Raw genomic sequence first — 11,892 nt, forward strand, 5'->3', positions numbered from 1 at the left:
TCTTGGCAAGTTCAATCACCGAGCCTTACGGCGACGAATGATCAGTTTGTCGGTGCGCTTGTTCTTACGCGTCTTATGACCCTTAGTCGGGACACCCCACGGCGTGACCGGATGACGACCACCACTGGTGCGGCCTTCACCACCACCATGTGGGTGGTCAACCGGGTTCATCGCAACACCGCGAACGGTGGGACGCACGCCTCTCCAGCGCTTCGCACCGGCCTTGCCAAGTTGACGCAGGCTGTGCTCAGAGTTACTCACTTCACCTAGGGTTGCACGGCATTCCGCCAACACTTTGCGCATTTCGCCAGAACGAAGACGCAAGGTGGCATAATTGCCTTCACGCGCAACCAGCTGGGCGCTAGTACCAGCACTGCGAGCAATCTGCGCGCCTTTACCCGGCTTCAATTCGATACCGTGAACGGTAGAACCAAGCGGAATGTTGCGCAGCGGCAAAGCATTGCCTTTCCTGATGGGCGCGTTAACACCAGATTCCAGCACGTCACCCGCGCTGACACCTTTCGGTGCAATGATGTAACGACGCTCACCATCAGCGTACTTCAGCAGTGCAATGTGCGCACTGCGGTTCGGATCGTGTTCCAGGCGCTCAACGGTAGCAGGAATGCCATCTTTGGTACGCTTGAAGTCGATCAACCGATAGTGATGACGGTGACCACCGCCCACATGGCGGGTAGTGATGCGACCGTAGTTATTACGCCCACCGGACTTGGACTGCTTTTCCAACAGCGGTGCATAAGCACGGCCCTTGTAAAGCGTCTCGCCAACAATCTTAACGACGTGGCGACGACCGGCGGATGTGGGTTTGGTCTTGACGATTGCCATTATCCGTACTCCTGCCCTTATTCGGCGCCAGAGAAGTCTTCGAGCGTTTCGCCCGCGGCCAGGGTGACATACGCTTTGCGATACCCTTTACGCATGCCAACGCCATTTGCGGTACGCTTCGTCTTGCCTTTGACATTAAGCGCTTGAACGCTATCGACTTTCTTGCCGAACAGCGCCTCAACGGCTTTTTTGATCTCAGGCTTGGTAGCGTCGCTCGCCACCTTGAAAACGTACTGATTACGCTCAGCTGCCATCGCGGCCTTCTCGGTCACGTGCGGTCCGAGCAGAACCTTGAATACGCGTTCCTGGTTCATGCCAGCTTCTCCTCAAATTTGCGCAGGGCGGAGACGGTGACCAGCACCTTATCAAAGGCAACTAGACTCACCGGGTCAGCGGCAGCAACATCAATCACATCAACATGTGGAAGGTTGCGCGCAGCCAGATAGAGCTTTTCGTCAATCTCTTCGGTGACGATCAGAACTTTTTCAAGCTCCAGCTCTTTCAGTTTGGCAGCGACCTGCTTGGTCTTGGGCGCATCAACGACAAACTCATCAACTGCCACCAGACGCTCTTGACGAACGAGTTCAGACAGAATGGAGCGCATCGCAGCGCGGTACATTTTACGGTTAACTTTCTGGCTGTGGTCCTGGGGACGCGCCGCGAAAGTCACACCACCGCTGCGCCACAGCGGAGAACGAATGGTGCCGGCACGTGCACGGCCAGTACCTTTTTGACGCCATGGCTTTTTACCACCGCCACGAACGTCAGAGCGATTCTTCTGAGCGCGAGTCCCTTGACGACCACTAGCCAGATAAGCAGTGACCACCTGGTGAACCAGCGCCTCATTGAATTCTTTGCCAAATGTGGCGTCGGCTACTTCAACGGTACCCGCACCTGCAGCAAGATTCAGATTCATTGGTAAACTCCCCTTCAGCCAGCTTTGACGGCGCTGCGTACAATAACGTCGCTGCCGGTTGCGCCCGGTACAGCACCCTTGATGAGCAGCAAGTTACGCTCGGCATCAACGCGTACGACTTCAAGGCTCTGAACAGTACAGCGGACGTTGCCCATCTGACCGGCCATTTTCTTGCCTTTGAATACACGTCCGGGGGTCTGACACATACCAATGGAACCCGGCGCACGATGCGACAGAGAGTTACCATGAGTCATGTCTTGGGTACGGAAATTCCAACGCTTAACAGCACCTTGGAAGCCCTTACCCTTAGAGGTACCGGTCACGTCAATCATCTGACCAGCTTCAAAGAGGGATACGGTGAGTTCGCCGCCCACTTCAGGAGCTTGCTCGCCTTCTTCAAGACGAAACTCCATCAAGGAACGACCAGCCTCAACACCCGCCTTGGCAAACTGCCCTGCTTGCGCCTTGGTGAGGTGTTTGGCTTTACGAGAGCCAGTTGTTACCTGAACCGCTGCGTAACCATCAGTTTCAACTGACTTAACGCGAGTAACGCGGTTAGGATCAACTTCAATAACGGTTACGGGCACAGATGCACCGTCTTCGGTAAAGACGCGGGTCATCCCGGCCTTAGTACCGACCAAACCGATAGTCATTCTCAGTTCTCCTATAGTGTACGGGGCTGTCACCCGCTATGGCTGCCCTTTCCAGAGCATTCCACTAGCACATTGTGTGGCGCCTCACGGCGCGGCGACTGCTGCTTTCGCTGATAACTATTTACTTTAACGCTTAGCGAAAGCGCTGGGTCGCGAGTGTCTAGTGTAATTAGTCGAGTTTGATTTGCACGTCTACGCCAGCGGCGAGATCAAGCTTCATCAAGGCATCAACTGTTTTCTCAGTAGGCTCAACGATGTCGAGCACACGCTTATGGGTACGAATCTCGTACTGGTCACGCGCGTCTTTGTTGACGTGCGGTGAGATCAGTATCGTATAACGCTCGCGGTTGGTCGGAAGCGGAATGGGACCACGAACCTGAGCGCCAGTACGTTTTGCGGTTTCAACAATCTCCGCAGTAGACTGATCGATCAGGCGATGGTCGAACGCTTTCAACCGAATGCGAATCTTCTGGTTCTGCATTAGCCCTAAACTCCAATGGATGTCGACGGCGCGAGCCGTCTACCCACGCATTCAAAGGATGCGCATTATAGGCACAGCGAAAGCGCATGTCAAACATTTGCTTATACTGCGCAGAAAAGGGGGCTCTGCAAGAGCCCCCTTGGGTACTTCAGGGGTCTACTTACTTAATGATTTTGGCAACAACGCCAGCACCAACAGTACGACCACCTTCACGAATAGCGAAACGCAGACCGTCATCCATCGCGATCGGCGCGATCAGGGTAACAACCATTTTCACGTTGTCGCCCGGCATGACCATCTCAACACCTTCCGGCAGCTCACAAGTACCCGTTACATCAGTGGTACGGAAGTAGAACTGCGGACGATAGCCCTTGAAGAAAGGCGTGTGACGACCACCTTCTTCTTTGGACAGTACGTAAACTTCTGCTTCGAAGGTAGTGTGCGGGTTGATGGTGCCCGGCTTAGCCAGAACCTGACCACGCTCGACGTCATCACGCTTGGTACCACGCAGCAGGGCGCCAACGTTCTCACCCGCACGACCTTCGTCGAGCAGCTTACGGAACATTTCAACACCGGTAACGATAGTCTTGACAGTATCGCGGATACCGACAATTTCAACTTCGCTACCTGGGTTGATGATACCGCGCTCTACACGACCGGTAACAACTGTACCGCGACCAGAGATAGAGAAAACGTCTTCGATCGGCATCAGGAACGGCTGATCGATCGCACGCTCCGGCTCAGGAATGTACTCATCCAGAGCTTTGATCAGATTAGCAACAGCGGTAGTACCCATGCCGTTCTCATCTTCACCGTTCAGCGCCATCAGCGCAGAACCTGTGATGATCGGCGTGTCGTCGCCCGGGAAGTCGTACTCGTCGAGAAGTTCACGAACTTCCATTTCGACCAGCTCAAGCAGCTCTTCGTCATCGACCATGTCCGCTTTGTTCAGGAACACTACGATGAAGGGTACGCCAACCTGACGAGACAGCAGGATGTGCTCACGCGTTTGCGGCATCGGCCCGTCAGCGGCAGAACACACCAGGATCGCGCCGTCCATCTGCGCAGCACCGGTGATCATGTTCTTGACATAGTCAGCGTGCCCCGGGCAGTCAACGTGCGCGTAATGGCGAACTTCTGACTGGTACTCAACGTGAGAGGTGGCGATAGTAATACCGCGCTCACGCTCTTCCGGCGCATTATCGATGGTGTCAAACTCGCGCCAGTCACCGCCGAATACTTCAGCAGATACACGGGTAAGAGCCGCTGTCAGTGTTGTTTTACCGTGGTCAACGTGACCGATGGTGCCAACGTTGATATGCGGTTTGGAACGTTCAAATTTTTCCTTAGCCACTGCTATAACCTCTTTATTAGCTAACGGTTAACCGTTTTGGTTGATGACGGCTTCTACGACGCTGGAGGGCGCCTCCTCGTACTTCGCGAACTCCATGGAGTAGCTCGCACGGCCCTGAGTCTGTGAGCGCAAGTCGGTTGCATAACCGAACATCTCACCCAACGGGACCGTTGCGCGGATGACTTTACCGGAAGATGAGTCATCCATGCCCTGCACTAAGCCGCGACGACGGTTCAGGTCGCCCATGACGTCACCCATAAACTCTTCGGGAGTCACGACCTCGACCTTCATCACCGGCTCCAGCAGCACGGCCTTAGCCTTCCTGGCGCCTTCTTTGACTGCCATGGAAGAGGCAATCTTGAACGCAGTCTCGTTAGAGTCCACGTCATGATAGGAACCATCAAACAGCGTTACCTTGACGTCAATCATCGGGTAACCCGCGATAACACCATTTTGCAGCTGCTCAAAAGCACCTTTCTCTACCGCAGGAATGTATTCCTTGGGAACCACACCACCCACGATTTCAGAGTTAAACTTGAAGAAGATTTCATCATCTCCTTCGCCTTTCTCTTCATAGGTCAGCGGCTCGATACGCATGACGACGTGACCATACTGACCGCGACCACCCGACTGACGTACAAACTTGCCTTCCTGCTCAACGCTGCCGCGAATCGTTTCACGGTAGGCGACCTGAGGCTTACCGATGTTGGCTTCCACCTTAAACTCGCGACGCATGCGGTCAACAAGAATATCAAGGTGCAACTCACCCATACCGGAGATGATGGTCTGACCTGTCTCTTCGTCGGTTTTCACCTGGAAGGACGGATCTTCCTGAGCCAGCTTGCCCAGTGCCACACCCATTTTTTCCTGATCGGCTTTGGACTTCGGCTCAACGGCTACCGAGATAACCGGATCCGGGAATTCCATACGCTCAAGGACGATCTTATTATTGATATCACACAGAGTATCACCCGTTGTGACGTCTTTAAGACCGATACATGCCGCGATATCCCCAGCACGCACTTCCTTGATTTCTTCGCGCGAGTTGGCGTGCATCTGAACGATACGACCGACACGCTCTTTCTTGCTCTTGACTGAGTTATAGACGCCATCACCCGAGTTCAAAACACCCGAGTAAACACGGATAAACGTCAGAGTGCCCACAAAGGGATCCGTCGCGATCTTGAAAGCCAGCGCGGCAAAGGGTGCACTGTCGTCAGCTTCACGCGTATCGACGGTACCGTCTTTATCGTCAAGCTCACCCTCGATCGCCTTAACTTCTGTCGGCGACGGCATGTACTCGATGACGCCATCCAGAACGGCTTGAACGCCTTTGTTCTTGAAAGCAGAACCACACGTCACCAGAACGATATCATTGGCCAAAGTACGCGCACGCAACCCTGCCTTGATCTCTTCAACGGTTAGCTCACCGCCTTCCAGGTACTTGTCCATCAACTCATCAGTACCTTCGGCAGCGGCCTCTACCATTTCTTCACGATACTTCTCTGCCGTTTCCTGCAGTTCAGCAGGAATATCGACGAGCTCGTAGTTCATACCCAGACTCGTTTCATCCCACAGGATGGCCTTCATCTGAATAAGGTCAACAACGCCCTTGAAGTCTTCTTCCGTGCCCCAGTTAATCTGGATCGGCACGGCTTTAGCTCCCAGGCGCTCTTTCAGCTGATCAACAACCATGAAAAAATCAGCGCCGGTACGGTCCATCTTGTTGACGAAGACCATGCGCGGAACTTCATACTTGTTAGCCTGACGCCAGACCGTTTCAGTCTGCGGCTGAACGCCTGATGAGCCACACAGAACAACGACTGCACCATCGAGAACACGCAGAGAACGCTCAACTTCGATAGTGAAGTCAACGTGCCCAGGCGTATCGATGATATTGATACGGTGCTCAGGGAACTGCTTATCCATACCCTGCCAGAAACAGGTCGTTGCAGCTGACGTGATCGTAATACCACGCTCCTGCTCCTGCTCCATCCAGTCCATGGTGGCAGCGCCGTCATGAACCTCACCTACCTTATGAGAAAGGCCGGTGTAAAAAAGCACGCGTTCCGTTGTCGTGGTTTTACCCGCGTCAACGTGCGCGACGATACCAATGTTACGGTAACGATTTAATGGTGTCTTGCGTGCCACGGTGGAAACCCCCGTTGGTTGGCGATGCCCGAAAGGCAGATAGTTCTGTATTTTCTATGCCAAGGCCGCTATCGAAGGGATAGCGGCTTTGCAAGCATATGTAACACAATTCTGATCTACGCAACGAGCTTAGAAACGATAGTGAGAGAATGCTTTGTTGGCCTCAGCCATACGGTGCACGTCTTCACGCTTCTTGACCGCAGAACCTTTACCTTCTGCGGCATCCAGCATTTCACCAGCCAGACGCAGCACCATGGTTTTCTCACCGCGACGACGCGCCGCATCAACCAGCCAGCGCATTGCCAGCGCTTGACGACGAGACGGACGAACTTCTACCGGCACCTGATAGGTCGCACCACCCACGCGGCGCGATTTAACTTCGACCATTGGCTGAATAGTTTCCAGCGCCTTGTCGAAGATTTCCAGCGGCTCTTCTTTGCTGCGTTCGGCAACCTTGTCTAACGCACCATAGACGATACGCTCAGCTACAGACTTCTTACCGCCGAACATCAGGTGGTTCATGAATTTCGCTAGGCGCTCACTTCCGAACTTGGGATCCGGCAGAATCTCGCGCTTTGCTACAACTCTTCTTCTAGGCATGATAAGCCCTCTATTAAGGATCCTTCAGGTAAACTCGAGACTCACCACTAGCAGCCGCTCGACCTTACTCTTATCAGACCAACAAAATTCTGTTTTCGCTTTTGTTAATTAAAGCGACTATATCTATCGAAGCAGACGCAGCTGCTGTCGATTACTTCTTCGGACGCTTGGTGCCGTACTTGGAACGGCCCTGCTTACGGTTCTGTACACCAGAGGTATCCAGAGCACCGCGAACGGTGTGATAACGCACACCTGGCAAATCCTTTACACGACCGCCACGAATCAGGACCACTGAGTGCTCCTGAAGATTGTGACCTTCACCACCGATGTACGAAGACACCTCGAAACCGTTGGTCAGGCGCACACGGCAAACCTTACGCAGGGCCGAGTTAGGCTTCTTCGGGGTAGTTGTGTATACGCGGGTGCAAACACCACGTTTTTGCGGGCATGCCTGAAGCGCCGGCACGTCACTTTTCGTGACTGGGCGCTTGCGCGGCTTGCGCACGAGCTGATTAATCGTTGCCATAGTCTGTAGCTGACTCCAATGGTTGCCTTGCCTTGCAGTGGGACGCGGATAAACCGGCCCCACTGTTAAAGGCTGCGCATTCTAATCGTTGTGCCTGGGTAACGTCAAGTCGTCTCGGCTATTTGACGCCTCCCCAGGCATAACCAGTTTAGAGCTCTTCGTCTGAATCCAGCGCAGTTAGCTGAGCACCCAATTCCTGTTCGACTTCAGAAGCCGACGGATTGAACAGACGCTCAACATCTTCGCGCTTGCGACGACGCTCGGCATGGTGGGTCAAGCCGGTACCGGCCGGGATCAAACGTCCCACCACCACGTTCTCTTTCAGGCCACGCAGATAATCGCGCTTGCCTGTCACGGCGGCTTCTGTCAGCACGCGCGTGGTTTCCTGGAACGAAGCCGCTGAGATAAACGACTCGGTTGCCAGACTTGCTTTTGTGATACCCAGCAATAAACGATGATACTTGGCCGGGAACTTGCCTTCTTTTTCCAGGCGTGCATTTTGCTCAAGCACCCGCACCAACTCTGCCTGGTCACCGTTGATAAAGTCGGAATCGCCGGAGTCGGCAATTTCAACCTTACGCAGCATCTGACGTACGATAACTTCGATGTGCTTATCGTTGATGCCAACACCCTGCAAGCGGTAAACCTCTTGCACTTCCGCGGTAATGTATTTAGCCAGTTCACTAACGCCAAGCAAGCGCAGAATATCATGCGGATTGCTGGGTCCATCCGAGATCACTTCACCCTTGTCGACTTTCTCGCCTTCGAATACGGCGATCTGACGCCATTTAGGGATCAGCATTTCGAACGGATCGCCTTCGTCAGGCGTAATTGCCAGACGACGCTTGCCTTTGGTTTCTTTACCGAAACTGATCACACCGCTGATTTCAGCGAGGATGGCAGATTCTTTCGGCTTACGTGCTTCGAACAGGTCCGCTACGCGTGGCAGACCACCGGTAATATCCTTGTTACCCGAGGCTTCGACCGGAATACGCGCAACCACTTCACCCACGCCAATCGTTGCACCATCATCCACCGAGATAATGGCGTTACCCGGCAGCAAGTACTGTACCGGCGTATTGACGCCAGAGACGGCCACGTATTCGCCAGCGGTATCCTTCAGCATGATCATCGGGCGCTTGTCACGACCTGCCATGGGACGTGCGGCTGACTCAATGACCTCAATCGATGAAAGCCCTGTCATTTCATCAACCGTACGGTGCATGGTCACACCTTCGTCGAGATCCAGGAACTGGGCCTGACCTTCCACTTCGGCGATGATTGGATGCGTGTGGGGGTCCCACTTGGCAACAATCGTACCGGCATCAACGACATCACCATCACGAACAGAGAGTTCAGCACCATAAGGTAGCTTGTAGTACTCGCGCTCACGACCATGATCGTCAGCAACCGCCAGCGCACTGGAACGGGATACCACGACCAGTTTATTATCGTTGCGCTCTACGTGCTTGATGTTATGCAAACGAACCTTGCCACCGTGCTTGACCTGTACGCTGTCTACCGCAGAAGAACGCGATGCCGCGCCCCCAATGTGGAAGGTACGCATGGTCAGCTGAGTACCCGGCTCACCGATGGACTGTGCGGCGATGACACCGACAGACTCACCGATGTTGACCTGATGGCCACGTGCCAGATCACGCCCGTAGCAGGACGCACACACGCCGTGTGCTGTACTACAGGTAATAGTAGAGCGAACAATGATCTCGTCGACGCCCATGGTATCGAGCTCGGCACACCACTTTTCATCCAGCAAAGTGCCACGCGAGATCAGGACATCATCACTGGCAGGATCGATAACATCCTGCGCAACGACACGACCCAGAACACGCTGCGACAGCGGCACAATGATATCGCCGCCCTCGATTACCGGGTGTAACGTCAAACCTCTGTCCGTGCCGCAATCAGTCTCGGTAATAACCAGATCCTGGGCCACGTCAACAAGGCGACGCGTCAGATAACCGGAGTTCGCTGTTTTCAGAGCGGTATCCGCCAGACCTTTACGTGCACCGTGGGTCGAAATGAAGTACTGCAGTACGTTCAGGCCTTCACGGAAGTTGGCGACGATCGGCGTTTCAATGATCGAACCATCCGGTTTGGCCATCAGGCCACGCATACCCGCCAGCTGACGAATCTGTGCGGCAGAACCACGCGCGCCGGAATCAGCCATGATAAAGACGCTGTTGAAAGAATCCTGCTCAACTTCGTTGCCATCGCGATCAATAACGGTCTCTTTTTCGATACCGTTCATCATCGCCTTGGCGACTTTATCGTTGGCCTTGGACCAGATATCGATAACCTTGTTGTACTTCTCACCGGCAGTCACCAGGCCAGAAGAAAACTGGTCTTCGATTTCTTTAACTTCCGCTTCAGCCGCATCGACGATGGCGGCTTTTTCGTCAGGAATAACGAAGTCGTTAACCCCGATGGAAGCGCCTGACCAAGTCGCCAGCCGGAAACCGGTGTACATCAGCTGGTCAGCGAAAATGACCGTCGGTTTAAGACCTGCACGACGATATACTTCATTGATCAGGTTGGAGATCGCTTTCTTCTTCATCGACTGGTCAATCAATGAAAACGGCACGCCCTCTGGCAAAATGCGGAAAAGCAGCGCACGGCCAACGGTTGTGTCGTAGATGCGGCGATGGAAACTACGCTCACCGGTTTCCTCTTCGACATCTACTTCGTCCAGACGCACTTTCACGCGGGAATGCAACGAAACAGACTGCGTTCCAAACGCACGCTCCACCTCATTGAGGTCAGAGAACACCATGCCCTCGCCTTTGGCGTTGATCTTTTCACGGGTCATGTAATACAGACCCAGAACAACGTCTTGTGACGGCACGATGATCGGTTCGCCGTTGGCTGGCGACAGCACGTTATTGGTGGCCATCATCAGCGCACGCGCTTCAAGCTGGGCTTCCAGGGTCAGCGGTACGTGTACCGCCATCTGGTCACCGTCAAAGTCGGCGTTGTAGGCGGCGCACACCAGCGGATGCAGCTGGATCGCCTTACCTTCGATCAGCAGCGGCTCAAACGCTTGGATACCCAGACGGTGAAGCGTTGGCGCACGGTTCAGCAGTACCGGGTGCTCGCGGATAACATCGGCCAGGATGTCCCACACTTCCGGCAATTCACGCTCAACCATCTTCTTGGCAGCTTTGATCGTTGAGGCATAGCCCAGCGACTGCAGCTTGGAGTAGATGAACGGCTTGAACAGCTCAAGCGCCATTTTCTTCGGCAGACCACACTGGTGAAGGCGCAGCGTCGGACCAACGGTAATCACCGAACGGCCTGAGTAGTCGACACGCTTACCCAACAGGTTCTGACGGAAACGACCCTGCTTACCCTTGATCATATCGGCCAGGGATTTCAGCGGGCGCTTGTTGGAACCTGTAATGGCACGGCCACGGCGGCCGTTATCCAGCAATGCGTCAACGGCTTCCTGAAGCATACGCTTCTCGTTGCGCACGATGATATCCGGCGCATTAAGATCAAGCAGACGCTTCAGGCGGTTGTTACGGTTGATCACACGACGATAAAGGTCGTTAAGATCAGAGGTCGCAAAGCGACCACCATCCAGCGGTACCAGCGGACGCAGATCCGGCGGCAGCACGGGCAGCACTTCCATGACCATCCACGCCGGCGCATTACCGGAGTGGTAAAAAGCTTCGAGCAGCTTGAGGCGCTTGGAAAGCTTCTTGATCTTGGTTTCCGAGTTCGTCTGCGGAATTTCTTCACGCAGATGATTAATCTCTTCTTCCAGATCGATATCTTTGAGCAGCTCCTGAACCGCTTCGGCACCCATACGCGCATCGAAATCGTCGCCGAATTCTTCCAGCGCTTCAAAATACTGTTCGTCGTTGAGCAGCTGACCACGCTCCAGCGTGGTCATACCTGGATCGATGACGACGAAGCTTTCGAAGTACAGCACGCGCTCGATATCACGCAGGGTCATATCGAGGAACATGCCGATACGCGATGGCAGCGACTTCAGGAACCAGATGTGCGCGACCGGAGACGCCAGCTCTATGTGCCCCATGCGCTCACGGCGCACGGCGGCTTTCGTGACTTCAACACCACACTTTTCACAGATGATGCCACGGTGCTTCATGCGCTTGTACTTGCCGCACAGACACTCGTAATCCTTGACCGGGCCAAAAATCTTCGCACAGAACAGACCATCCCGCTCCGGCTTAAAGGTACGGTAGTTGATGGTCTCGGGCTTCTTCACCTCGCCGAAAGACCAGGAGCGAATCATGTCCGGCGATGCCAGGGTAATCTTGATCGCGTCAAACTCTTCAGTCTGAGACTGCGACTTGAGGACTTTTACCAAATCTTTCATTGGAC

10 protein-coding genes are annotated in these 11,892 nt (G+C 54.2%); all 10 read right to left on the reverse strand.

The features are described from left to right. Positions 1-15 precede the first annotated feature (15 nt). A complete protein-coding gene (gene rplB / locus ACU6TU_RS15135; RefSeq protein WP_290822969.1) occupies positions 16-843 on the reverse strand; it encodes a 50S ribosomal protein L2 in 828 nt (275 codons plus the stop codon). Positions 844-860: 17 nt separating this feature from the next. Further along, positions 861-1,157 carry a 50S ribosomal protein L23 gene (rplW, locus tag ACU6TU_RS15140; RefSeq protein ID WP_100820733.1) on the reverse strand — a complete coding sequence of 99 codons (297 nt, stop codon included), beginning with the start codon at positions 1,155-1,157 and terminating at the stop codon, positions 861-863. Then, complete coding sequence (gene rplD, locus ACU6TU_RS15145) at positions 1,154-1,759, reverse strand: 50S ribosomal protein L4 (RefSeq protein WP_447142204.1); 606 nt, start codon at positions 1,757-1,759, stop codon at positions 1,154-1,156. The genes rplW and rplD overlap by 4 nt, the downstream gene beginning before the upstream one ends. 14 nt (positions 1,760-1,773) lie before the next feature. Continuing rightward, positions 1,774-2,412: a 50S ribosomal protein L3 gene (gene rplC, locus ACU6TU_RS15150; protein WP_447142205.1), complete on the reverse strand. Its 639-nt coding sequence runs from the start codon at positions 2,410-2,412 to the stop codon at positions 1,774-1,776. Between the two features lie 169 nt (positions 2,413-2,581). Next, the gene (gene rpsJ / locus ACU6TU_RS15155; RefSeq protein WP_009098983.1) at positions 2,582-2,893 is read right to left on the reverse strand and encodes a 30S ribosomal protein S10; all 312 of its coding nucleotides are present in this window, start codon (positions 2,891-2,893) and stop codon (positions 2,582-2,584) included. A gap of 160 nt (positions 2,894-3,053) precedes the next feature. Further along, the gene (gene tuf / locus ACU6TU_RS15160) at positions 3,054-4,247 is read right to left on the reverse strand and encodes an elongation factor Tu (RefSeq protein WP_447142206.1); all 1,194 of its coding nucleotides are present in this window, start codon (positions 4,245-4,247) and stop codon (positions 3,054-3,056) included. Positions 4,248-4,274: 27 nt separating this feature from the next. Then, entirely contained in the window at positions 4,275-6,398 is a 2,124-nt protein-coding gene (fusA, locus tag ACU6TU_RS15165) for an elongation factor G (protein WP_447142207.1), read from the reverse strand. 129 nt (positions 6,399-6,527) lie between these two features. Then, positions 6,528-6,998, reverse strand: coding sequence for a 30S ribosomal protein S7 (rpsG, locus tag ACU6TU_RS15170; RefSeq protein ID WP_447142208.1), 471 nt, complete (start codon positions 6,996-6,998; stop codon positions 6,528-6,530). A gap of 151 nt (positions 6,999-7,149) precedes the next feature. Beyond that, positions 7,150-7,524 (reverse strand): 30S ribosomal protein S12, encoded by a 375-nt coding sequence (gene rpsL, locus ACU6TU_RS15175; protein ID WP_447142209.1) that lies wholly within the window; start codon positions 7,522-7,524, stop codon positions 7,150-7,152. Positions 7,525-7,672: 148 nt separating this feature from the next. Beyond that, entirely contained in the window at positions 7,673-11,887 is a 4,215-nt protein-coding gene (rpoC, locus tag ACU6TU_RS15180) for a DNA-directed RNA polymerase subunit beta' (RefSeq protein WP_447142210.1), read from the reverse strand. Positions 11,888-11,892 lie beyond the last annotated feature (5 nt).

The sequence above is a fragment of the Halomonas sp. LS-001 genome, assembly GCF_052983955.1.

What these genes read in the sequence shown, in the direction of transcription:
- rplD (WP_447142204.1), bottom strand. Translation starts at nt 1,759, where the DNA reads ATGAATCTGAATCTTGCTGCAGGTGCGGGTACCGTTGAAGTAGCCGAC.
- rpoC (WP_447142210.1), bottom strand. Translation starts at nt 11,887, where the DNA reads ATGAAAGATTTGGTAAAAGTCCTCAAGTCGCAGTCTCAGACTGAAGAG.
- rplB (WP_290822969.1), bottom strand. Translation starts at nt 843, where the DNA reads ATGGCAATCGTCAAGACCAAACCCACATCCGCCGGTCGTCGCCACGTC.
- rplC (WP_447142205.1), bottom strand. Translation starts at nt 2,412, where the DNA reads ATGACTATCGGTTTGGTCGGTACTAAGGCCGGGATGACCCGCGTCTTT.
- rplW (WP_100820733.1), bottom strand. Translation starts at nt 1,157, where the DNA reads ATGAACCAGGAACGCGTATTCAAGGTTCTGCTCGGACCGCACGTGACC.
- rpsG (WP_447142208.1), bottom strand. Translation starts at nt 6,998, where the DNA reads ATGCCTAGAAGAAGAGTTGTAGCAAAGCGCGAGATTCTGCCGGATCCC.
- rpsJ (WP_009098983.1), bottom strand. Translation starts at nt 2,893, where the DNA reads ATGCAGAACCAGAAGATTCGCATTCGGTTGAAAGCGTTCGACCATCGC.
- rpsL (WP_447142209.1), bottom strand. Translation starts at nt 7,524, where the DNA reads ATGGCAACGATTAATCAGCTCGTGCGCAAGCCGCGCAAGCGCCCAGTC.